Source organism: Flavobacterium sp. Leaf359 (genome assembly GCF_001423985.1).
GTDB lineage: Bacteria > Bacteroidota > Bacteroidia > Flavobacteriales > Flavobacteriaceae > Flavobacterium > Flavobacterium lindanitolerans.
Genome location: NZ_LMPW01000012.1, coordinates 549,816 through 571,289, shown reverse-complemented (window position 1 = coordinate 571,289; position 21,474 = coordinate 549,816). Strand labels below are relative to the sequence as shown.

Sequence of the window (21,474 nt, the reverse complement as noted above, 5' to 3'; positions counted from 1 at the left end):
TTCAGATATAAGATTTTAGATTTGGGATTGAAGTCCACTTCATGATGTTCGTAAATCAAAAATCTCAAATCAAAAATAAATTTTAAGACGCATCTGCATTCATAAATCTTAAATCACAAATCTTAAATATAGTTCCCAAAACTTTCTATTGAAGTACATTTGCATTCATAAATCATAAATCTTAAATCACAAACCCTAAATCATGAAGCTCGTTTTCGCATCCAACAACAAAAACAAAATTAAAGAAATACAAAACCTGCTTCCTGATGACATACAGATATTGAGCCTGGAAGATATTGGTTGTTATGAAGATATTCCTGAAACCGCAGACACAATTGAGGGCAATGCTATCCTAAAAGCAGATTATGTTACCAAAAACTACGGTTACGACTGCTTTGCTGATGATTCAGGACTGGAAGTCAATGCCTTGGATGGCGCTCCCGGCGTCTACTCTGCCCGTTATGCCGGCGAACAGAAAAACGATCAGGACAATATTGACAAACTGTTACTGGAACTGGACAATAAAGCTGATAGAAAAGCCAATTTTAAAACCGTTATTGCATTGAACCTAAAGGGTCAGCAAACGTTATTTACCGGAAAAATATTTGGAACTATCATCACAGAACGACGGGGAACGAATGGTTTTGGTTATGACCCGGTATTTCTTCCTGATGGTTTTTCCTACACATTTGCGCAACTTTCACTCGAAGAAAAGGGCGCTGTAAGCCATCGTGCGCAAGCTGTAAGACAACTTATAAAGCATCTAAAAAAATAACTTTCTGATTTTCAATTATTCATAAAAAAATAAACTTCATTTTTGCATTAGTTTTAATGATATATTAAACGTACCTTTGCACCCTATTTTAAATAAATATATGAATAAATTTGAACAATTAGGATTGAGTGAGTCGCTGCAGAGGGCGATTTTAGATCTAGGATTTGAAAATCCGACAGAGGTGCAGGAAAAAGCGATTCCCCTATTATTGGCACAAGACACAGACATGGTTGCGTTGGCTCAGACAGGGACAGGGAAAACAGCAGCGTTTGGTTTTCCGCTTATCCAAAAGATTGATGCCGACAATAGAAATACTCAGGCGTTGGTTTTATCACCAACACGCGAACTTTGTTTGCAGATTACAAATGAAATCAAAAACTACTCTAAGTACGAAAAAGGTATTAATGTAGTTGCGATTTATGGCGGTGCCAGCATTACAGAGCAGGCTAGGGAAATTAAGAGAGGAGCACAAATTGTTGTGGCTACCCCGGGAAGAATGCAAGACATGATCAATAGAGGATTGGTGAACATTTCACAAATCAGCTATTGCGTACTTGACGAAGCAGACGAAATGTTGAACATGGGATTTTATGATGATATCGTAAACATCCTTTCAACTTCACCAGACGACAAAAACACATGGTTATTCTCGGCTACAATGCCGGCTGAAGTAGCTAGGATTGCAAGACAATTCATGAGCGAACCATTAGAAATTACTGTTGGAACCAAAAACTCTGGTTCTGCTACAGTTTCACACGAATTTTATTTGGTAAATGCCCGTGATCGTTACGAGGCATTGAAAAGATTGGCTGATGCTAATCCGGATATATTTTCTGTGGTGTTTTGCCGTACGAAACGAGACACACAGGCAGTTGCTGAAAAATTAATAGAAGACGGATACAGTGCTGCTGCATTGCATGGAGATTTATCTCAGGCACAGCGTGATGGCGTTATGAAATCATTCCGTGGAAGACAAATCCAGATGCTTGTAGCGACAGACGTTGCGGCACGTGGAATTGATGTTGACAACGTGACTCACGTAATCAACTACCAACTTCCGGATGAAGTAGAAACCTATAACCACCGTTCCGGAAGAACCGGACGTGCGGGAAAACTAGGAATTTCTATCGTAATTGTAACTAAAAGCGAATTGCGTAAAATTTCTGCTATTGAAAAAATTATCAAGCAGAAATTTGAAGAAAAACCAATTCCTTCCGGAATCGAAATCTGTGAAATCCAGTTGTTGCACTTAGCTAACAAAATCAAGGATACAGAAGTAGATCATGAAATTGACAATTATCTTCCGGCAATCAACAACGTTTTTGAAGCCCTAACAAAAGAAGAGCTTATCAAAAGAATGGTTTCGGTAGAATTTAACCGTTTCATCAACTACTACAAGAAAAACAGAGATATTTCTGCACAATCAGCCGGAGAAAGACGTCCTTCAGGTGAAGGTGCTTCAAGAGAAGGTGGTGCAGTACGTTATTTCGTGAACATTGGCTCCAGAGATAATTTCGACTGGATGTCATTAAAAGACTTCCTGAAAGAAACGTTAGAATTAGGACGCGACGACGTTTTCAAAGTAGACGTAAAAGAAGGTTTCTCTTTCTTTAACACCGATGCTGAACATGCAGACAAAGTTATGGATGTATTGAACGGAATCGAAATGGACGGAAGAAGAATCAATGTTGAAATCTCTAAAAATGACGGAGGTGGCAGAAACAGCTCCAGAAGAGACCACAACGGCAGAGGAAACAGATCTGGCGGTGGCGGTGGATTCAGAAGCGACAGAAATTCTGCTCCAAGAAGAGAAGGAGGATTCAGAAGCGACAGAGGCGGATCATCAGACAGACCCGGACGTAGAAGCGAAGGCTTTTCTTCAGACCGACCAAAAAGGGAAGGTGGATTTTCTGAACGCTTCCCAAGACGTTCTGAAAACAGATCGGAATTTCCGAAAGCAAGAAGGACTAGAAGAGACTAAACCTTTTAGTTAATTTTCTTATAATTATAAACAGACTGCAAAATATCTTAAAGAGTTTTATTACTTTTAACGCTTCTAACAAGGCTATGAGATATTTTGCAGTTTTCTTTTTCTTTTTCGTAACCTCTTTTGCTTTTGCACAGGATACAAAAATTTCGGCTACAGTAATAAACGACAATACTTTGCTCCCCCTCGCAGATGTTAGCGTAATTAACCTCAACAAGGTTAAAGGAACAACAACAAATGCTAGCGGTTACTTTGAATTGGTTGCCGAAGTAAACGATACACTTCACATTTCAACTCTGGGTTACAAATCCATCAAGGTAAGAGTAACGAACGACTGGTTCAAGACCAAAAGCACAAAAATTAAAATGACCGAAAAGGCTTATGCTTTAGAAGAAGTGGTCATTAACCAATACAACCTAACCGGATATCTGGAAATCGATTATAAAATTATTCCAATAAAAGAAAATTTCAGATACAGCATTTCAGGCCTGTCACAAGGTTATGAAATGGGAAGATACTCACCGGGCGCTTTCTCGAAAGTAGTAGGTTCTATCTTTAACCCGGCAGACATGCTTTACAATTTCTTCGGAAAAAAGCCTACAGAACTCAAAAGGCTGAAAGAAATGAAAAAGGATGATGCCGTGAAAAACCTGCTGGCTTCCAAATTCGACAGGGAGACTCTAGGTGCCTTATTAGGCGTTACTCCTAACGAAATTGCCGAAATTCTGGAACGTTGCAACTACTCTGAAGCATTTATCAAAACGGCCAACGATTTGCAAATCATGGATGCGATTAATGAATGCTACGAAGAGTATAAAATCCTGAAAGGCAAGAAATAATCCTATTTCTATCCGGAAATATTATTCATTTCCATATACCGCTGCTCTATTCTTTTGATATCGCGGATTGAATTTTTCGCCCAGGCCAGTCTTCTTGAAAGTATTTCATCTTCAGTCAGTTTCCAATCCACATCAGATTGACGTAAACGGCTAGTAATGTCCTGTATTACTATTGCGGCTGAAACCGAAATGTTCAGGCTTTCTGTAAAACCAACCATCGGGATTTTCAAAAAACCATCCGCTTCTTCCATTACTTCTTCAGAGAGACCTCCTCTTTCAGTACCAAAAAACAAAGCTGAACGCTTTGTAATATCAAATTCATGCAACAAACAGGAGTCATTATGAGGCGTAGTGGCAATAATCTGGTAGCCCTTTTCCTTTAAGGTCTTTAGGCATTCTGTATTGGAATTGTATCGGTTTACATCAACCCATTTTTGGGCTCCCATAGCAATTTCCTTGTCAATCTTCTTACCGTATTTTTCTTCAACTACATGAAGATTCTGAATGCCAAATACTTCACAACTGCGCATAACCGCACTCGTATTATGAAGCTGATAAACATCTTCCAATGCAATTGTAAAATGATTGGTGCGTTGTTCCAATATTTTTAAAAACTTCTCTTTCCTGCTTTCCGTAAGAAATCCTTCCAGATAAGCGAGATAATCAAGTTCCCAGACTTTTTCTTTCATTAATGAATGGTTTTATAAAATAGTTTCCTTAAATTGGCTTACCTAAAATCTAGCCATGTCTCAGGAAGAATTGCTAAAGCAAATTTATAAAAAAGACGATAGAGCCTTCACACTGCTCTATGATATGTATTCTAAAAGTCTTTTCAGTGTCATTTATAATCTGATACGCGACCATGAGGAAGCTGAAGATATACTTCAGGAAACTTTTGTGAAAATATGGAAAAATATCGAAAGCTATGACGAATCCAAAGGAAGATTCTACACATGGATACTCAATATTTCGCGAAACGCCTCTATTGACAGGCTTCGTTCCAAAGGCTTTAACAACAGGCAAAAAAACCTCTCGTCAGATAATTTCGTACATCTTCTTGACGAAAGCAACAAACTGAACCATAAAATTGACACCATCGGAATCAGGGAATTTGTCAAAAAATTAAAGCCTAAATGCATCCAGATTCTCGACCTTTTATTTTTTAAAGGCTATACGCAACAGGAAGCATCGGAAGAATTACAGATTCCGTTAGGAACTATAAAAACCCAAAACAGAAACTGTATCAATGATTTAAGAAACTTTTTAAAAGTATAATGGACAAACAAGAATACATAGAATCAGGTATTTTAGAATTATATGTCTTTGGACAATTGGAAGAACCGGAATTCAGTGAAATCACGGAAATGGCCAGGAATGATGAAGACATCCGCAATGAAATTATCTCCATCGAAAAAGCTATCATTAATTTCTCTGAGAGCATGGCTCCTTTTCTTTCATCAGAAAATTATGAAAAGATTCGTGCCTCATTAATGCTCAAGCACAGAATAGCAGCAGAAGAAAAACCAAAACCTGGCATTGCCTTGTATTTGGGATGGGCAGCGTCTATATTGCTTATGATTGGTGTAGGTTACCAATACGTACAATTAGAAGATAAAAAAGATACAATCGAGACTATAGAAACAGAAAAAAGCAAATTGCAGCAATCTGTAACCGACCTTAATATACAGAATAAAAATACTGAAGCCGCTCTATCCGTCATTCGGGACAACAGCAACACTGCTGTAGCAATGGAAGGACAGGAAGTTTCACCACTATCTTACGCAAAAGTTTATTGGAACAAAACCACTAAAGCCGTGCATATTGATGCGTCCGGATTACCTGAACCGCCAGAAGGAATGGTGTATCAGGTATGGGCATTAAAGCTCAATCCGCTAACACCAACAAGCATAGGCCTTCTTGATAATTTCAAAGACAACACAAAACGTTTCTTTGCCATTGAAAAGGCAGAAGAAGCCGAGGCTTTCGGGATTACACTGGAACCGGCTGGCGGAAGCCCATCGCCTACTTTAGGACAGCTTTATACTCTGGGGAAAGTTTAATTAGTCTCTAAGGTTCTGAGTTACTAAGTTTTGTTTTCGATTGTACGAAGTGCTTTTTTAATGATATAATCTGTTTCCCTGCACGGAGATTCTTTGCGCCATCTTTCACAGAGTTCCATTACAAATTTGGGCTGTGATTTGCTGGCATCGTTGAGCCAGTTACCAACGCTGTCCTGTACATATTTTGCCTTGTCGGAACGCAAGGGTTCCAAAATTGGCAGTCCCAGTTCCGGTTGCTGTTTGAGCGCATCAATATGTTCGCACCAGACTCCGCGAGGTCGGGTTGCCTCACTGGCAAAACGCCTTACATTTTCGTCATTGTTTTTGGTCCATTCTGAAAGGATTTTTATGCTTTTGCTAATATCCGCAGAAATTAATTTTCGTACCGAAAGCCAGGAAATCTCCCTTACTCCAAAATGGTTATCTGCCGCAAATGGCTTTATCAATTCTAATACCTCCTTTACACTATGATTCTTATCAGATGCAATATAATAGGTTGCCCAACAACGAACCAAATCAGAAGGATGCGTAGCAATTTCCTCCAGAAAACGAGAGTCTCCTGCTTGTAAGGCCACACGATAAAGTCCCTTTCCTATAGCTTCATTGATGGTATTGACCGTTTGTTTTTTTAACTGCTCAATAGTTTCTAAAACAGGAGCCAGATAAGAGGTCCTTCCTTTTTCTTCCAACAAATTTTTAAGCAGTATTCTTTGGTCGACTACCAGCCATTCCGTAAGATTTACAGTTTCTATCCTGCCACTGTTCAACTGTTCCAAAATGGCTGCGGGAATATCTTTTGCGGAGCGGGCTCCTTTTCTTTTAATTTCTGCCATAACTTATATTGTTCAGAAATGATTCACCGTGTAATCTTTCTTTGATTATTTTTGTAAAAATCCTAAATCCGGAACAGATAAGCAATACCGCATATTTTTATCCCCTGGTGAACAAAAAGTCAATTTTATGAAAGCAAAGGAAAGAGCAACCGAAAATAAAATCTGTCCGTTAGAAATTGCTGTAAATTCCATATCCGGAAAATGGAAAATCCCTATTGTGTGGCAAATAAACGAAGGTAAAAAACGTCCAAGCGAATTTCTAAGAGGCATTGCCAAGGTAGACCGCCGTGTATTGAACCAGCAATTAAAAGAAATGGAAAAAGATGGTATCTTAACCAAAGAAACTTTTAACGAACTGCCACCTCGTGTAGAATATTCCTTAACCGAATTGGGAGAAAAGCTGGTTCTGGTTTTATGGCAGTTAAATGATTGGGGAAAATTACTATTGGAAAAAGAACCCCTCACTACAGAAACACAAACAGTATGAAAAAGAAACTTGTAGTACTTACCGGAGCCGGAATCAGTGCTGAAAGCGGCATTAAAACTTTTCGCGATTCAGACGGATTATGGGAAGGCCACGACATTATGGAAGTCGCATCTCCGGAAGGCTGGAAAAAAAATCCGGTCCTGGTTTTGGATTTCTACAACAAAAGGCGCCAACAGCTTAAAGAAGTCCTGCCAAATGCCGCACATATAATCCTGGCAGAATTGGAGCAGCACTTTGATGTACATATCATTACTCAAAATGTAGACGATTTACATGAAAGAGCCGGAAGCACGAAAGTATTGCATTTGCACGGAGAATTGCTAAAAGCACGCAGTACCCAAAACCACCGTCATATTATAGAGTGGCAAGACGATTTGTTTTTGGGCAATCTGGACGCTAGCGGGCATCAGCTCCGCCCGCATATTGTATGGTTTGGCGAAGCAGTACCTGCTTTGGACGAAGCTGTAAGAATCACACACGAAGCTGATTTTTTTGCCGTAGTAGGAACTTCATTACAGGTTTATCCGGCAGCAGGACTCGTTGATTTTGCAAAGCCGGGAACACCTTTATATTATGTCGATTTAAATCCCGCCCGAATTACAAACCTGAGTAACGAATTGGAGATTATTCCCAAAACAGCTTCCGAAGGCATGAAAATCTTAAAAGAAAAGCTGCTTAGGCTTGCCTAATATCATTCTTTTGACTTTTATACTTCAGACAGATAAAGTATATTTGCGCTTAATAACAACACAAAATGACGACTCTAACTGAACTAAACGCTATATCTCCAATTGACGGGCGATATAGAAGCAAAACGTATTCCTTATCACACTATTTTTCAGAAGAAGCACTGATTCGCTATCGCGTGCTTGTTGAAATAGAATATTTCATTTCACTTTGCCAGATTCCGTTGCCACAGCTAAAAACTGTTGACGCATCGCTGTTTGACAGTTTGAGAAACATCTACAAAAATTTTAGCGCTGATGATGCTAAAGCTATAAAGGAAATTGAAAAAACGACTAACCACGATGTCAAGGCTGTTGAATATTTTATAAAGGAAGCATTTGACAAGCTCGGACTATCCGAATATAAAGAGTTTATCCATTTTGGATTGACTTCTCAAGACATTAACAATACGGCAATCCCGTTATCGACCAAAGAAGCTTTCCAGGAAGTATATCTGAAATCGCTGATTGAGCTGACTGCCAAACTTAAAGAATTAAGTACCGAATGGGCAGATGTGCCAATGCTGGCCAGAACTCACGGACAACCGGCCTCTCCTACCCGATTAGGCAAAGAAATAGCTGTGTTTGTAGAAAGGCTGGAAGAACAGATGCGCCTTCTTTTTAATGTTCCTTTTGCTGCCAAATTTGGTGGTGCAACCGGAAATTTCAATGCTCATCATGTGGCTTACAGACAAATTGACTGGAAACAGTTTGGAAAAGATTTCGTTGAAGGAACGTTAGGATTACAGCATTCGTTTCCAACAACGCAAATTGAGCATTACGACCATTTTGCTGCTTTTTTTGATGCATTGAAACGAATCAACACTATCCTGATTGACCTTGACAGAGACATCTGGACTTATGTATCGATGGATTACTTCAAGCAAAAAATCAAAGCCGGTGAAGTAGGTTCTTCTGCCATGCCACACAAAGTAAATCCTATTGATTTTGAAAACTCGGAAGGAAACCTTGGAATTGCAAATGCCATTTTTGAACATCTTTCTGCCAAACTACCTTTATCAAGATTACAGAGAGACCTTACGGACAGCACAGTATTGAGAAACATAGGCGTACCTATGGGCCATACGATTATCGGTTTTGAAGCAACCTTGAAAGGATTAAACAAACTGTTACTGAACGCTGCTAAATTTGATGAAGATTTGGAGAAAAACTGGGCTGTTGTTGCCGAGGCTATCCAGACCATCCTACGAAGAGAAGGCTATCCAAATCCGTACGAAGCCTTAAAAGGGCTTACAAGAACCAATGAAGTAATGAATAAGGAATCCATCCATAATTTTATCAAAACTCTGGATATTTCTGATGCCGTGAAAGCAGAATTGCTGGTAATTACGCCAAGCAATTACTTAGGAATCTAAAATTTCAAAATTCAAACACTATAAAAAAGTCCCGGGCAAAATCATACAATACTGCCCGGGATTTTTTTTTTGCTGATTTTCTTTTTTTTCCCGACATTTAAATTACTGAAATACAACCCCAACTATACACTATCCACTACCAACTGTCAACTAAATCCGATGTCGAAGAACAAAATTCTAATATTGTTTGCTCACCCTCTATTCGAAAAATCTTTTGCGAACAAAATCCTGACGGAACACATCCCCGACTCACACAGCATCACTTTTCACGATTTATACGAAACCTATCCCGAATTTGATATTGATGTAAAACACGAGCAGGAACTCTTAAAACAGCACGACATCATTATCTGGCAACACCCAATGTATTGGTATAGCTGTCCGCCCTTATTAAAACAATGGATAGATATGGTTTTGGAATATGGCTGGGCCTATGGAAAGTATGGATTGGCATTACAGGACAAAGTTATTTTCCAGGCCATAACCACAGGTGCCAATGCGGAAAACTATTCGGCAGAAGGATTACATCTGTTTACAATACCGGAACTATTACGGCCGTTTAGCCAAACGGCCAAAGTTTGCCGTATGGAATATTTACCACCATTTATAATTCACGGCACCCATAAAATGGACGAACAGACCTGCCACGAAAAAGCAGCCTCCTATGCGCAACTGCTTATGTATTTAACAAATAACGAAGTTGATATTCGAAAGATACAGGAGTTTCCTTATATGAACGATTGGATGCAATCTAAAAACATTTGACATGGAAAATAGTTTTTTTCTTCAGGCAATAATCTATCTGGCAGCAGCCGTAATCTGCGTCCCAATAGCTAAAAAAATTGGATTGAGTTCAATTCTGGGCTATCTGTTTTCCGGAATAATTATTGGTCCATTCGTCATGGGCTTTATAGGTTCTGAAGGACAAGACCTGATGCATTTTGCAGAATTTGGCGTAGTCATGATGCTTTTTTTAATCGGATTGGAATTAGACCCCTACAAATTCTGGAAAATGAGGCGCTTCATCTTAGGCATGGGATCGCTTCAGGTGGGTCTTACCTCTTTGGTACTTTTTACCTGTTCTTCCATTATTTTTGACTGGAGCTGGCAGACGGCATTAACTATTTCACTCGCATTATCGCTGTCTTCAACCGCTATCGTATTACAGACACTTAAAGAAAAAGGAATGCTACAGACATCGGTTGGACGCTCTTCCTTTGCTGTTTTGCTCTTTCAGGATATAGCTGTTATTCCTATACTTGCTCTCATTCCTTTACTGGCTTCCAGTTCCCACATAATTCCTGAAGAAGACCTGCATCATTCCCTGATTTCAAATCTGGACGGCTGGTTACAGACTTTAATCGTAACAGGAGTTATTGCGACCATTTATTTTGGTGGAAAATATATTATTGTGCCTTTGCTCCATATTATTGCTAAAACCAGGCTGCAGGAACTATTCACTGCTTCGGCCTTACTCCTTGTATTGGGCGTTTCCTACCTGATGCAAATTGTCGGGCTAAGCCCTGCTTTAGGTGCTTTTATGGCGGGAGTCGTTTTGGCCAATTCTGAATTCCGTCATGAACTGGAAGGCGATATTGCTCCTTTTAAAGGCTTATTTTTAGGATTGTTTTTTATTGGTGTTGGCGCTTCCATAAATTTCAGGTTGATTATTGACAATCCCGCTTTTATCCTGATTTTCGGGTTTATACTGACTATGATAAAATTCTTTGTCTTTTTAGGAATCGGAAAACTATACAATAAAAAAATCGACCAGAACTTTATCTTTTCGATTGGCTTGAGTCAGGCAGGAGAATTTGGGTTCGTAATCATGAGCTTTTCCATGCAGTTGAATATCATCCCGAATATGCTCGCCAACCAGATTATGGCTATTATTGCCATAAGTATGATTGCTACACCGTTCCTTTTGCTGATAAATGAAAGATTAATTGACCCCTATTTTGGCGTAAAAGAAAAAGAATCCAACACCTATGATGAAATCAATGAAAATAACAAGGTGATTATTGCCGGTTTTGGAAATTTTGGAAGTACAATAGGTCGTCTTTTAAAAACCAATAAGATTCCGGCAACCATTCTCGACCTCGATTCAGACCGTGTTGATTCACTCCGAAAAATGGGTTTTAAGGTATATTATGGCGATGCTACCCGACTGGAACTGCTCAAAGCTGCCGGTTGTGAAAATGCGAAACTTTTTATTGCAGCCATTGACAACCCAACCGTAAACCTCATTGTAATTGAAATGCTTAAAAAACATTTCCCGCATTTAAAAATTCTGGCAAGGGCCCGAAACAGGAATGATGCTTTCGAAATTATTGATATGGGAATTAAGAATATTTACCGCGAAAATCTTTATAGTGCCGTACACCTGGGCATAGATGCCTTGGTTTATCTGGGACACCGTCGTTATTCCGCAACGCGGCAAGGGCAAAGGTTTATCAAATATGATGAAGACGCAATTTTCAGGTTGGCCAAAAAACGCCATGACAAAAAGGCTTTTATGATTTCGGCTATGGAAGAAATAGAAATGCAGGAACAGCTTTTCAAAAGCGACCTGCTCAATCCAATGGGGCCTGATGACCATGCATGGGATAGCGAAAACCTGAAAAAAGACACTTAACCTAATAAAAAAACCGGAGAACAAAATGAACGCCGGTTTTTTATATAGCATTATGAAAAATTATCTTGAATAATTTGGTGCTTCTTTTGTAATGGTCACATTATGCGGATGGCTTTCACCAATACCGCTGGCAGTAATTCTTACGAAACGGCCTGTTTCCTGTAGAGTTTGAATATCTTTTGAACCACAATAGCCCATTCCTGCCCTAAGTCCGCCCACAAACTGAAGCATACTTTCCAACAATTCACCTTTATATGGAACACGTCCAACAATTCCTTCCGGAACGAGCTTTTTGATATCATCTTCAACATCCTGGAAATAACGGTCTTTAGAACCTTCCTGCATCGCTTCAACCGATCCCATTCCTCTATACGATTTGAATTTTCTTCCTTCAAATATGATGGTTTCACCCGGAGATTCTTTAGTTCCTGCTAAAAGCGAACCTAACATTACACAATCAGCACCGGCTGCAATGGCTTTTGGAATATCTCCCGTATAGCGGATACCTCCATCGGCAATTACCGGAATTCCGGAACCTTTAACAGCAGCCGCAACTTCCAATACAGCAGAAAACTGAGGAAATCCAACACCTGCTACCACACGGGTTGTGCAGATAGAACCTGGGCCAATTCCTACTTTTATTCCATCGGCTCCATTTTCTACTAAATATTTTGCAGCTTCCGGCGTAGCAATATTACCAACAACCACATCCAGGTCAGGAAAATTCTTCTTTACCTCTTTCAAAACACCCACCACACCTTTTGTATGTCCGTGAGCCGTATCGATAATAACCGCATCAACTCCGGCAGCTACTAAAGCACCCGCTCTTTGTACCGCATCTGCTGTAACACCAATAGCTGCTGCCACTCTCAGACGGCCAAACCGGTCTTTATTAGCGATTGGTTTTTGTGTTAGTTTGGTGATATCCCTAAAAGTAATAAGACCTACCAACTTATAATTAGCATTAACAACCGGAAGTTTTTCAATTTTATTTTTTTGCAATATTCCTTCTGCAACCTCCAACGTCGTTCCTTCACCGGCCGTAACCAGTTTTTCAGTTGTCATTACCTCTAAAATAGAACGGGAATTATTTTTTTCGAAACGCAGGTCGCGATTGGTAACGATTCCTTTCAGTATCTGGTTTTCATCTACAACAGGAATTCCTCCGATACTGTATTCTCTCATTACCTGTTTTGCATCACCAACTGTTGCTGTCAGAGGTAAAGTGACCGGGTCAATGATCATTCCTGACTCGGCTCTTTTTACTTTTCTTACCTCAGCAGCCTGCTGGTCGATTGTCATATTTTTATGCAGTACGCCAATACCGCCTTCCTGAGCCATTGCAATTGCCATAGCGCTTTCTGTAACCGTATCCATTGCTGCGGAAACAATAGGAACGTTTAATGTGATATTGCGTGAAAATTTAGATTGAATGCTTACTTCTCGGGGTAAAACTTCAGAATAATTAGGAATCAGGAGGACATCATCGTAGGTAAGACCTTCTCCAATAACTTTAGTTGAGTGTGCTTTCATTGTTGCAATTTGTAGTTAAATTGCGTGCAAATATAGTTAATTTTCAGGAGAAAAGGAAATCTCAATATTTATTTAGAAATTTTTAGCTTTTGGCAAAGCGGCAATAAATTCTGTTCCCTGATTTTGATGGTACACAATATCCAGTTTACCATTATTGTCTGACAGGAACTGTTTTACGAGAAGCAATCCAAGACCTGTACCTTCCTCAAATCCGGTTCCTTTTTCAGACACCATCCTTTTATCAAAATTCAGGATTTCTTCAATCTTTACCTGAGAAATTCCCGCTCCGGAATCGGTTATATGTACATTATGGAAAATATCATCCTCAGAATATCTGATTTCAATCGTTCCTGCCAGTGGTGTAAACTTAATCGCGTTGGATATGAGGTTATTGAGTATGATATGAACATGCCCTTTATCTGCATCTATAATGACATCTTCATGCGAATTGATATGGACAATATTAATTTCTTTTGCTTTTGCCGTTAATTCCAAAGCGGCAATCGAATCCCTAACGGCACTTTCCAAATCAATGTTTTCTTTATTAATCTTTGCGCCGTCCAGCTGTGTCATTGACCAATGCAAAATAGTATTGAGCATAATAGAAGTACTGTCTACCTGAGTAATGAGGTGTTCAGCCAAAACCTTTAATTCTTCATTGCTGATTTCTCCTTCTTTCAATAATCCTAAAACCTGTTGGATGGAAGCAATTGGCGACCTTAAATCATGCGACAATATCGAAAACAGCCTGTTTTTTGTCTGGTTCAATTCACTCAAATTATGATTTTGCGCCGTTATAAGTACTTTTTGGTTTTCAATATCGCGGTTCTTAATCTCCAATTCGTTGTACAGCTTTTCTTTAATCTTACTGTTTTTGGTATACTGGTATATGATTGTCAGGAGATAAAGCATAAATAATATTACAGAAACAGAAAACAATCGCGAATTTTTCAGCTTGTGCTGTGCCGCTTCATTTTTTGCTACCAGCTTTTCGTTTTCGGCTTCTTTTCTTTTTAATTGCAGCAGATTAATCTCTTTCAGCTTCGTATCGTTGAATAACGAATCGTTATATGATTTACAGATAGCCAGATATTTGAAAGCCATCTCATAGTTATTTTCATTTTTGTAGGCAATCGACAAAATTTCAGCTGCCCGGGCAATATCCCATTTGGCCTGTACTATTTTTGCGGCTTCAAAACCTTTTAATCCGTATTCCTGTGCTTTTTTGTAATTCCCTTCCTTAATATAAACTTCCGAAAGCCCCGTAAGAGCAAATGACTTTTCCCATTCATTAGGTTGATAAGAATCGGTTATTACTTTTTGATAGTAGTATACGGAAGAATCTAAATCATTCTTCAAATAATGAATATTCCCCAGCCTGTTAAAAACAAGATGCTCCATATTTGCATCCTTATTTTTGACAGCCAGTTTCATCGCTTTATGGAAATTCTTATACGAGCTTTCATAATCTTTCAACTCAATCTGGGATATTCCTATATTAAAGTACACTTTGCTCTCCAATACAGCATCTTTTAAATCGCTGATAAGGATATTGGCGCCTCTAAACAGCTTAATAGCTTCCTCGTTTCTGCCAATTCCCTGCTGAATCAGTCCTTGCCCTATCAGGCATTTGGCAATTCCCAACGTATGATTGTTCTCTTCATACAGCAGAAGAGCTTCCATAAACTTTTTTAGGGCGACATCATAGGAACCTACCATATAATAGCTGGCGCCATAATTATGGGCCACATCTGCCAACAATATAGGGTCATTTGATTTTTTAGCAACAATTTCCGCTTTTTTAAGCAGTTTTTCTGCAACTTTAAAATCACTATATACAATTTTTTTTGATTCGGCTAAATAATAAGAAACAGAATCTTTCTGCAGGTTAAAAGAATAGCTTTTGGTTTGAGGTAAAACCAGGAAAATGAATACGATAAGAAAGCTTATAACGGTTCTGGGCAACTATTTCTAAGTTTGAAAATTCCTCGCTATAAAGGTATCAAATTTCGAGCCGTAATTTAATGATATACCGTAAAAATCTTTGTAGCCTCATTATAAGCGCTTTCAAAACTCATCGGGCTGGTGTGTGTGGCCACTTTTTCTGCCGTAAAATAAGAAAGCATTTTTTCTGTTGGCATATTGCCTGTCAAATCATCTTTTGCCATAGGACAACCGCCAAAACCTTGTATGGCACCGTCAAATCTTCGGCATCCTGATTTATAAGCTGCATCTACTTTTTCAAACCATTTGTCCGGCGTTGTATGAAGATGGGCTCCAAATTCAATATGCCTGTATTTTGGAATCAGGTTAGAGAAAAGATAATCGATTACTTCAGGAGTTGAAGAACCAACAGTATCTGAAAGCGAAAGAATCTTAACGCCCATATTGGATAATTTTTCTGTCCATTCGCCAACAATTTCCACATTCCATGGGTCGCCATACGGATTTCCAAATCCCATAGAAAGATAGGCAACCACTTCTTTATCTGTAGCGTTGGCGATATCCAGAATTTCCTGCAAAGTCACCAACGATTCCGCAATAGTTTTATGCGTATTACGCATCTGGAAATTCTCTGATATAGAAAACGGATAGCCTAAATATTGTATTTCTTTATGTTTTGATGCTATTTCAGCTCCTTGCGTATTGGCAATAATAGCCAAAAGTTTGCTGTTGGTTTGCGAAAGGTCAAGCTTTGACAAAACCTCTGCGGTATCAGCCATTTGAGGAATGGCTTTAGGGGAAACAAAACTTCCAAAATCTATGGTATCAAAACCAACACGCAATAAGGATTGGATATAGTCCACTTTTTTTTCTGTCGGGATAAATGCCTTAATTCCTTGCATTGCATCCCTCGGACATTCTATAATTTTAACTTGTTCCATAGAAATCCAAAGATAGGAAAGAATTCTATTTTACGAAATCGTTTTTTCCTAATTTTATCCTAACAGATTATGGAATAATCTTACTTTTTACTGAGTATTTTTTTATTGATTTTTTTGATTAATGCCGGGCCTTCATAAATAAATCCGGTATACAATTGTACCAGACTGGCACCGGCTTCCAATTTCTCCAAAGCATCTTCTGCAGAATGAATACCTCCTACTCCAATAATAGGAAACGATTTATTGCTTTTTTCAGACAGGAAACGGATAACTTCTGTAGAACGTTTAGTTAAAGGCTTACCCGACAAACCGCCTGTCTCTTTCTGGTTTTCGGATATAAGACCTTCACGTGAAATAGTAGTATTGGTAGCAATTACTCCTGCAATTTTGGTGTCGTTTACAATATCCACAATGTCCAAAAGCTGCTCGTCTGTCAAATCCGGAGCTATTTTCAGCAGAATTGGTTTTTGTTTTGGCTTTGTCGTATTTCTTTGTTGCAACGTCTGCAACAATTGGGTCAACGGTTCTTTATCCTGCAAGGCACGCAGGTTTGGCGTATTAGGCGAACTTACATTCACGACAAAATAATCAACGTAATCATACAAAGCATCAAAGCAGATTTCATAATCTGAAACTGCATCTTCGTTAGGAGTCAGTTTGTTCTTTCCAATGTTTCCACCTATCAGAACACCGTTATTTTTTTTCAATCGTTCCACGGCTTCAAAAACACCTCCGTTGTTAAAACCCATCCTATTGATAATTGCCGAATCTTCCTTAAGTCGGAAAAGACGTTTTTTAGGGTTTCCTTCCTGTCCTTTTGGCGTAAGCGTTCCAATTTCAATAAAACCGAATCCCAGATTTGAAAGTTCTTTATACAATTTGGCGTCTTTATCAAAGCCCGCCGCCAAACCAACAGGATTTTTAAATTTCAGACCGAAAACCTCACGCTCCAAACATTTGTCATCGATTTGGTATAGCGATTTAAAAACGGACCTGGCACCCGGAATCTTATTCAGAAACCGTAATGTGGAAAAAGTAAAGTAGTGGATTTTTTCTGGGTCAAAGCCAAAAAGTATGGGACGGATTACCGATTTATACATTGTAGTTGTGTTGTGTTGTTGTTCTGCAAAAATAGAATTATCCGACCGATTATTAAATGCTTAAAAAGATTTTTTTGTTGGATAATGCAAACAGGCACAAGCAAAACTTTTTTATCTTTAACATAAGAAACATCATACGCTATGAAATTTGAAGAACTACGTCCCATACTCCGGACAGAGAAATTAGATGAAACCATCGATTTTTACACCAAAATGCTCGATTTTACTTGCGATGAAAGAAATGATGATTGGGGCTGGGCTTCTCTGCATCGGGACGCCGTCGTAATCATGCTGGCCAAACCTAACGCTCATGAGGGATTTGCAAAACCTGCTTTTACAGGCTCTTTTTATATTTCAATAAATGATGTTGATGCCTTTTGGGAAAAACTAAAAGACAGGGCCAATATCTGCTACCCTATAGAAAACTTTGAATGGGGCATGAGAGAATTTGCCATTTATGACAATAACGGATATATTCTCCAATTCGGACAGGACATCCCTGATTACAACTAATTATGACAAGACCAAAACTTATTGGAATAGCTCCACAGCTCATTGTTCCTGATGTTGTACAGACAGCAGAATATTACCGTAATGTATTAGGTTTTGAGATTATTGGATATTTTCTGGATCCGCCGGTTTACGCCATGGTAAAACGAGATGAATTCCAGATACATTTTGGAAAAGCGGATGCCGATTTTGAAATAAACAAAAATGCGTATTATAAAAAGGGATGTACAGATTTGATTATCTGGGTTCCTGAAATTGATGCTTTTTATGAAGAACTTCGTTCCAGGAATGCCATAATCTTTCAGGAAATAACAAAACGCATATATGGCAGTCGTGAGTTTATCATTCAAGACTGTAATGGCTATTTGATAACTGTTGGAGATTAATTATGCAAAAAAAATTACAGCAAAAATTCACGGACATATTCCAAAAATATGCTACGGATTCCTCTTTGGAAAAAAAATTCTGGCAGGAAATTGAAAAACAGTATTCTTCCAAAAAACGACATTATCATACGCTTTTGCATTTAGAAAATCTTTTTGGTGAACTGGAACCTATAAAGGAAAAACTTGAAGATTGGGATACAATACAGTTTTCCGTATTCTATCATGACATTATTTACAAGTCTTTCAAAAGTAATAATGAAGAAGAAAGCGCATCATTAGCCATAGAAAGGCTACGTGAAATTGGTTATCCGGAAGAAAAGATTGTCAAATGCAAGAATCAGATACTTGCCACAAAAGCACATAATTTTGACGATAACGACACTAACTATTTTACTGATGCGGACTTATCCGTTTTAGGAAAAGACTGGGCAACGTATGCTATTTATTATCAGCAAATCCGCAAAGAATACAGCCTTTATCCTGATTTTCTGTACAACAACGGCCGAAAAAAAGTATTGGAACATTTTCTGGATATGGAAAGCATTTTCAAAACAGAATATTTCCAGAACAAATACGAAAACCAGGCACGATTGAATATTGAAAAAGAGTTCCAAATACTCGATAAATAATCGTTAAACCTTGACACAAAAAAGAATAAAAACTTAAATAAATCGTAACTTCGCGACACATTTTTAAACTTATATTATGCAACATATCATTGACCGTTTTATCAGTTATGTGACTATTGATACGGAATCAGACCCAAATTCAAATACAACACCAAGTACCGAAAAACAATGGGATTTGGCTAATAAACTAGTAGAAGAATTAAAGGCAATCGGAATGGAAGATGTTACGATTGACGAAAATGCCTATATCATGGCTACCCTGCCAAGCAATGTGGATTATGACGTGCCAACAATCGGGTTTGTTTCGCATTTTGATACGACTCCTGATTTTACAGGTGCCAATGTCAGACCGCAAATTATAAAAAATTATGATGGTGGGGATATTGTCCTGAACAAAGAACAAAACATTGTACTTTCTCCAGGCTATTTTAAAGACCTTTTGCAATACAAAGGACAGACTATCATTACTACAGACGGTACGACGCTTCTGGGTGCTGATGACAAGGCGGGAATTACAGAAATTGTTACGGCAATGGAATTCCTGATTCAAAATCCTGAAATCAAACACGGAAAAATCAGAGTAGGCTTTACTCCTGATGAAGAAATTGGACGTGGTGCCCATAAATTTGATGTAGCAAAATTCAATGCTGACTGGGCTTATACAATGGATGGAAGCCAAATTGGTGAGTTGGAATATGAAAACTTTAACGCTGCCGGTGCAAAAATTACCTTTAAAGGAAAAAGTGTACACCCGGGTTATGCAAAAGGAAAGATGATTAACTCTATGTTGATTGCCAACAAATTCCTTTCAAAATTGCCAAAAGACGAAGTGCCTGAAAGAACAAAAGGCTATGAAGGATTTTTCCACGTGCATCACCTGAACGGTACTATTGAAGAAACCGTATTGGAACTGATTATTCGTGACCATGACAAGAAAAAGTTTGAAAAAAGAAAAAAACTGATTCACAAAATCACTAAAAAAATCAACAAGAAATTTGCAGAACAATTTGGTGGTGATATCGCTGTTGCAGAAGTCAAAGACCAATACTACAATATGAAAGAAAAAGTAGAACCGGTTATGCATATTGTTGATATTGCTGAAAAAGCAATGAAAGAATTGGGAATAAAGCCAATCATTAAGCCTATTCGCGGTGGAACTGACGGATGCCAGCTTTCGTATATGGGACTTCCTTGTCCTAATATCTTCGCCGGCGGACATAATTTCCACGGAAAATACGAATATGTTCCTGTGGAAAGTATGCAGAAGGCAGTAGAAGTAATCGTTAAGATTGCCGAGCTGACCGCTGCAAAAAAATAATTTTCGCTATGGAAGAAAAACACACCTGGGATAAAACCAATCAATGGGAAGAAGAATTGGATTATCTGAAGTCGATTATTATCAGGACAGAATTGGTAGAGGCTATTAAATGGGGAGCTCCTGTTTATACGCTGAACAATAAAAATGTTTTGGCAATTGGAGGCTTCAAGAACTTTTTTACCATCTGGTTTTACAATGGTGTTTTTCTGAAGGACACGAAAAAAGTATTGGTCAATGCCAATGAAGGTGTTACCAAAGCTTTAAGGCAATGGCGTTTCCAGTCAAAGGAAGAAATTGACGAGAAACTGGTTCTTTCTTATATCAGGGAAGCGATTGAAAATGAAAAGGCCGGACTTTCAAGCAAGCCTTCAAAAAAAGAGGCAATAGTTTCAGAATTCATGGAAAATCAATTCCAATCTGATTCAGAACTAAAAAAGGCTTTTGAATTGTTTACTCCTTTCAAACAGAGAGAATTTCTGGAATATATAGAAAGTGCCAAACAGCAGAAAACCAAAATCACGAGATTTGAAAAAATCAAGCCGATGATTTTCGACGGAATTGGCCTGAATGACAAATACAGATAATAAAAAAAGTCCCGATTTCTCGGGACTTTTTTATTTTATACAAAACTTATTATTTAGCTTCGTTTGCCATTTTGCTCAATTCCAAAGAAATTGCAGAACGCTCCATCTTCAGTTTTCCTGACATGGTTTCAAGAACAATAGTTCTTTCTGCAAGCTCAGAAATTCTTCCGTGAAGGCCACTTTTCGTAATCACCTTGTCGCCTACCTTAAGACCGGCTTCGAATTCTTTTTCTGCTTTTGCTCTTTTTTGTTGAGGCCTGATCATGAAGAAGTACATGACCACAAACATTCCACCGAATAAAAGTAAATTTGCGTATTGTTCCATAATAATTTTAGTGATTTGTCACTCCAATTCCGCCTGCTTTAGGCGTAACCTCTGCTTTAATAGTTAATAATTCGTTTCCGCTAGCTGTGTTAGCCGTGATATTTACAGACTTTTGTTGCTTTCCAGGTTTTCCTGTAGAATCAAAAGTAACTTTCATTGTGCTTGTTTCACCCGGCTTGATAGCTTCTTTTTTATACTCAGGAACCGTACAACCACAGCTTCCTTTAGCATCTGCAATAATCAAATCAGCATTACCTGTGTTAGTAAATGTAAAAACGTGCTCTACTTTGTCTCCTTCTTTAATAGTTCCGAAGTCAAATTCTTTTTCAGTAAAACTCATTACCGGTACTTTTCCGGCAGATTCTTCGCGCATGGCAGTTTCCTGAACATTAGAAGCCTCGATTTTTGAAGACGCATTGTCTTTGCAAGAAACGGTTAAAACCAGCGATGCAATTGCCAGCAAACCTACAGTTTTTCTAATCATAAT

General features: G+C 38.5%; 23 protein-coding genes. 15 read left to right on the top strand and 8 right to left on the bottom strand.

Annotated elements, in window-relative coordinates:
• The first annotated feature begins 202 nt into the window (after nucleotides 1–202).
• The 3 genes from ASG38_RS11010 to ASG38_RS11000 all read left to right on the top strand — a co-directional run bounded on the left by ASG38_RS11010 (nucleotide 203) and on the right by ASG38_RS11000 (nucleotide 3,601).
• On the top strand, nucleotides 203–775 hold the full coding sequence (locus tag ASG38_RS11010) for a non-canonical purine NTP diphosphatase (RefSeq protein ID WP_056070560.1): 573 nt from the start codon (nucleotides 203–205) through the stop codon (nucleotides 773–775).
• Nucleotides 776–875: 100 nt separating this feature from the next.
• Complete coding sequence (locus ASG38_RS11005; RefSeq protein ID WP_056070557.1) at nucleotides 876–2,756, top strand: DEAD/DEAH box helicase; 1,881 nt, start codon at nucleotides 876–878, stop codon at nucleotides 2,754–2,756.
• 86 nt (nucleotides 2,757–2,842) lie between these two features.
• A complete protein-coding gene (locus tag ASG38_RS11000) occupies nucleotides 2,843–3,601 on the top strand; it encodes a carboxypeptidase-like regulatory domain-containing protein (RefSeq protein ID WP_056070554.1) in 759 nt (252 codons plus the stop codon).
• A gap of 8 nt (nucleotides 3,602–3,609) precedes the next feature.
• Here ASG38_RS11000 and ASG38_RS10995 read toward each other — a convergent pair whose 3' ends face one another.
• Nucleotides 3,610–4,290 (bottom strand): RNA methyltransferase, encoded by a 681-nt coding sequence (locus ASG38_RS10995; RefSeq protein ID WP_056070551.1) that lies wholly within the window; start codon nucleotides 4,288–4,290, stop codon nucleotides 3,610–3,612.
• 55 nt (nucleotides 4,291–4,345) lie between these two features.
• On the opposite strand from ASG38_RS10995, the gene ASG38_RS10990 reads away from it, so the two are divergent.
• Both ASG38_RS10990 and ASG38_RS10985 read left to right on the top strand, forming a co-directional pair.
• Nucleotides 4,346–4,876, top strand: coding sequence for an RNA polymerase sigma factor (locus ASG38_RS10990; protein WP_056070548.1), 531 nt, complete (start codon nucleotides 4,346–4,348; stop codon nucleotides 4,874–4,876).
• Nucleotides 4,876–5,661: an anti-sigma factor domain-containing protein gene (locus ASG38_RS10985; RefSeq protein ID WP_056070545.1), complete on the top strand. Its 786-nt coding sequence runs from the start codon at nucleotides 4,876–4,878 to the stop codon at nucleotides 5,659–5,661. Before ASG38_RS10990 ends, ASG38_RS10985 begins: the two co-directional genes overlap by 1 nt.
• Nucleotides 5,662–5,684: 23 nt before the next feature.
• Here ASG38_RS10985 and ASG38_RS10980 read toward each other — a convergent pair whose 3' ends face one another.
• Nucleotides 5,685–6,494, bottom strand: a complete 810-nt coding sequence (locus tag ASG38_RS10980) for a DNA alkylation repair protein (protein ID WP_056070543.1) — start codon at nucleotides 6,492–6,494, stop codon at nucleotides 5,685–5,687.
• 127 nt (nucleotides 6,495–6,621) lie between these two features.
• Here ASG38_RS10980 and ASG38_RS10975 point away from each other — a divergent pair, with 127 nt between their 5' ends.
• The 5 genes from ASG38_RS10975 (at nucleotide 6,622) to ASG38_RS10955 (ending at nucleotide 11,717) form a co-directional block, all read left to right on the top strand.
• Nucleotides 6,622–6,981 carry a helix-turn-helix domain-containing protein gene (locus tag ASG38_RS10975; protein WP_056070540.1) on the top strand — a complete coding sequence of 120 codons (360 nt, stop codon included), beginning with the start codon at nucleotides 6,622–6,624 and terminating at the stop codon, nucleotides 6,979–6,981.
• Nucleotides 6,978–7,670, top strand: coding sequence for an NAD-dependent deacylase (locus ASG38_RS10970; protein ID WP_056070537.1), 693 nt, complete (start codon nucleotides 6,978–6,980; stop codon nucleotides 7,668–7,670). Before ASG38_RS10975 ends, ASG38_RS10970 begins: the two co-directional genes overlap by 4 nt.
• Nucleotides 7,671–7,735: 65 nt before the next feature.
• Complete coding sequence (purB, locus tag ASG38_RS10965) at nucleotides 7,736–9,082, top strand: adenylosuccinate lyase (RefSeq protein ID WP_056070534.1); 1,347 nt, start codon at nucleotides 7,736–7,738, stop codon at nucleotides 9,080–9,082.
• A gap of 159 nt (nucleotides 9,083–9,241) precedes the next feature.
• Nucleotides 9,242–9,847, top strand: coding sequence for an NAD(P)H-dependent oxidoreductase (locus ASG38_RS10960; RefSeq protein WP_056070532.1), 606 nt, complete (start codon nucleotides 9,242–9,244; stop codon nucleotides 9,845–9,847).
• A 1-nt stretch (nucleotide 9,848) separates the two neighbouring features.
• Nucleotides 9,849–11,717: a monovalent cation:proton antiporter-2 (CPA2) family protein gene (locus tag ASG38_RS10955; protein WP_056070529.1), complete on the top strand. Its 1,869-nt coding sequence runs from the start codon at nucleotides 9,849–9,851 to the stop codon at nucleotides 11,715–11,717.
• Nucleotides 11,718–11,777: 60 nt separating this feature from the next.
• Here ASG38_RS10955 and guaB read toward each other — a convergent pair whose 3' ends face one another.
• From guaB to ASG38_RS10935, 4 genes are all read right to left on the bottom strand, one after another.
• Nucleotides 11,778–13,250 carry an IMP dehydrogenase gene (guaB, locus tag ASG38_RS10950; RefSeq protein WP_056070526.1) on the bottom strand — a complete coding sequence of 491 codons (1,473 nt, stop codon included), beginning with the start codon at nucleotides 13,248–13,250 and terminating at the stop codon, nucleotides 11,778–11,780.
• Between the two features lie 72 nt (nucleotides 13,251–13,322).
• The gene (locus ASG38_RS10945) at nucleotides 13,323–15,215 is read right to left on the bottom strand and encodes a tetratricopeptide repeat-containing sensor histidine kinase (protein ID WP_056070523.1); all 1,893 of its coding nucleotides are present in this window, start codon (nucleotides 15,213–15,215) and stop codon (nucleotides 13,323–13,325) included.
• A 56-nt stretch (nucleotides 15,216–15,271) separates the two neighbouring features.
• The gene (locus tag ASG38_RS10940; protein ID WP_056070520.1) at nucleotides 15,272–16,135 is read right to left on the bottom strand and encodes a hydroxymethylglutaryl-CoA lyase; all 864 of its coding nucleotides are present in this window, start codon (nucleotides 16,133–16,135) and stop codon (nucleotides 15,272–15,274) included.
• An 80-nt stretch (nucleotides 16,136–16,215) separates the two neighbouring features.
• The gene (locus tag ASG38_RS10935) at nucleotides 16,216–17,235 is read right to left on the bottom strand and encodes a quinone-dependent dihydroorotate dehydrogenase (RefSeq protein WP_056070519.1); all 1,020 of its coding nucleotides are present in this window, start codon (nucleotides 17,233–17,235) and stop codon (nucleotides 16,216–16,218) included.
• Nucleotides 17,236–17,376: 141 nt separating this feature from the next.
• Here ASG38_RS10935 and ASG38_RS10930 point away from each other — a divergent pair, with 141 nt between their 5' ends.
• From ASG38_RS10930 to ASG38_RS10910, 5 genes are all read left to right on the top strand, one after another.
• Nucleotides 17,377–17,748: a VOC family protein gene (locus ASG38_RS10930; RefSeq protein WP_056070517.1), complete on the top strand. Its 372-nt coding sequence runs from the start codon at nucleotides 17,377–17,379 to the stop codon at nucleotides 17,746–17,748.
• A gap of 2 nt (nucleotides 17,749–17,750) precedes the next feature.
• Entirely contained in the window at nucleotides 17,751–18,131 is a 381-nt protein-coding gene (locus tag ASG38_RS10925) for a glyoxalase/bleomycin resistance/extradiol dioxygenase family protein (RefSeq protein ID WP_056070514.1), read from the top strand.
• Nucleotides 18,132–18,133: 2 nt separating this feature from the next.
• Nucleotides 18,134–18,760: a hypothetical protein gene (locus ASG38_RS10920; protein ID WP_056070511.1), complete on the top strand. Its 627-nt coding sequence runs from the start codon at nucleotides 18,134–18,136 to the stop codon at nucleotides 18,758–18,760.
• A gap of 76 nt (nucleotides 18,761–18,836) precedes the next feature.
• Nucleotides 18,837–20,078, top strand: coding sequence for a peptidase T (gene pepT, locus ASG38_RS10915; RefSeq protein ID WP_056070508.1), 1,242 nt, complete (start codon nucleotides 18,837–18,839; stop codon nucleotides 20,076–20,078).
• Nucleotides 20,079–20,086: 8 nt separating this feature from the next.
• Nucleotides 20,087–20,662, top strand: coding sequence for a YdeI family protein (locus tag ASG38_RS10910; protein WP_056070505.1), 576 nt, complete (start codon nucleotides 20,087–20,089; stop codon nucleotides 20,660–20,662).
• Nucleotides 20,663–20,711: 49 nt separating this feature from the next.
• Here the strand turns inward: ASG38_RS10910 and yajC are convergent, their stop codons facing one another.
• Together yajC and ASG38_RS10900 are read right to left on the bottom strand one after the other, a co-directional pair.
• Complete coding sequence (gene yajC, locus ASG38_RS10905) at nucleotides 20,712–20,987, bottom strand: preprotein translocase subunit YajC (RefSeq protein ID WP_056070503.1); 276 nt, start codon at nucleotides 20,985–20,987, stop codon at nucleotides 20,712–20,714.
• A 7-nt stretch (nucleotides 20,988–20,994) separates the two neighbouring features.
• Complete coding sequence (locus ASG38_RS10900) at nucleotides 20,995–21,471, bottom strand: DUF1573 domain-containing protein (protein WP_056070499.1); 477 nt, start codon at nucleotides 21,469–21,471, stop codon at nucleotides 20,995–20,997.
• Nucleotides 21,472–21,474: the final 3 nt, after the last annotated feature.

What these genes read in the sequence shown, in the direction of transcription:
- ASG38_RS11000 (WP_056070554.1), top strand. Translation starts at nt 2,843, where the DNA reads ATGAGATATTTTGCAGTTTTCTTTTTCTTTTTCGTAACCTCTTTTGCT.
- ASG38_RS11005 (WP_056070557.1), top strand. Translation starts at nt 876, where the DNA reads ATGAATAAATTTGAACAATTAGGATTGAGTGAGTCGCTGCAGAGGGCG.
- ASG38_RS10910 (WP_056070505.1), top strand. Translation starts at nt 20,087, where the DNA reads ATGGAAGAAAAACACACCTGGGATAAAACCAATCAATGGGAAGAAGAA.
- ASG38_RS10935 (WP_056070519.1), bottom strand. Translation starts at nt 17,235, where the DNA reads ATGTATAAATCGGTAATCCGTCCCATACTTTTTGGCTTTGACCCAGAA.
- pepT (WP_056070508.1), top strand. Translation starts at nt 18,837, where the DNA reads ATGCAACATATCATTGACCGTTTTATCAGTTATGTGACTATTGATACG.
- ASG38_RS10940 (WP_056070520.1), bottom strand. Translation starts at nt 16,135, where the DNA reads ATGGAACAAGTTAAAATTATAGAATGTCCGAGGGATGCAATGCAAGGA.
- ASG38_RS10900 (WP_056070499.1), bottom strand. Translation starts at nt 21,471, where the DNA reads ATGATTAGAAAAACTGTAGGTTTGCTGGCAATTGCATCGCTGGTTTTA.
- ASG38_RS10960 (WP_056070532.1), top strand. Translation starts at nt 9,242, where the DNA reads ATGTCGAAGAACAAAATTCTAATATTGTTTGCTCACCCTCTATTCGAA.
- ASG38_RS10980 (WP_056070543.1), bottom strand. Translation starts at nt 6,494, where the DNA reads ATGGCAGAAATTAAAAGAAAAGGAGCCCGCTCCGCAAAAGATATTCCC.
- ASG38_RS10975 (WP_056070540.1), top strand. Translation starts at nt 6,622, where the DNA reads ATGAAAGCAAAGGAAAGAGCAACCGAAAATAAAATCTGTCCGTTAGAA.
- ASG38_RS10925 (WP_056070514.1), top strand. Translation starts at nt 17,751, where the DNA reads ATGACAAGACCAAAACTTATTGGAATAGCTCCACAGCTCATTGTTCCT.
- ASG38_RS10920 (WP_056070511.1), top strand. Translation starts at nt 18,134, where the DNA reads ATGCAAAAAAAATTACAGCAAAAATTCACGGACATATTCCAAAAATAT.
- ASG38_RS10985 (WP_056070545.1), top strand. Translation starts at nt 4,876, where the DNA reads ATGGACAAACAAGAATACATAGAATCAGGTATTTTAGAATTATATGTC.
- purB (WP_056070534.1), top strand. Translation starts at nt 7,736, where the DNA reads ATGACGACTCTAACTGAACTAAACGCTATATCTCCAATTGACGGGCGA.
- ASG38_RS10930 (WP_056070517.1), top strand. Translation starts at nt 17,377, where the DNA reads ATGAAATTTGAAGAACTACGTCCCATACTCCGGACAGAGAAATTAGAT.
- ASG38_RS11010 (WP_056070560.1), top strand. Translation starts at nt 203, where the DNA reads ATGAAGCTCGTTTTCGCATCCAACAACAAAAACAAAATTAAAGAAATA.
- guaB (WP_056070526.1), bottom strand. Translation starts at nt 13,250, where the DNA reads ATGAAAGCACACTCAACTAAAGTTATTGGAGAAGGTCTTACCTACGAT.
- ASG38_RS10990 (WP_056070548.1), top strand. Translation starts at nt 4,346, where the DNA reads ATGTCTCAGGAAGAATTGCTAAAGCAAATTTATAAAAAAGACGATAGA.
- ASG38_RS10995 (WP_056070551.1), bottom strand. Translation starts at nt 4,290, where the DNA reads ATGAAAGAAAAAGTCTGGGAACTTGATTATCTCGCTTATCTGGAAGGA.
- ASG38_RS10970 (WP_056070537.1), top strand. Translation starts at nt 6,978, where the DNA reads ATGAAAAAGAAACTTGTAGTACTTACCGGAGCCGGAATCAGTGCTGAA.
- ASG38_RS10955 (WP_056070529.1), top strand. Translation starts at nt 9,849, where the DNA reads ATGGAAAATAGTTTTTTTCTTCAGGCAATAATCTATCTGGCAGCAGCC.
- yajC (WP_056070503.1), bottom strand. Translation starts at nt 20,987, where the DNA reads ATGGAACAATACGCAAATTTACTTTTATTCGGTGGAATGTTTGTGGTC.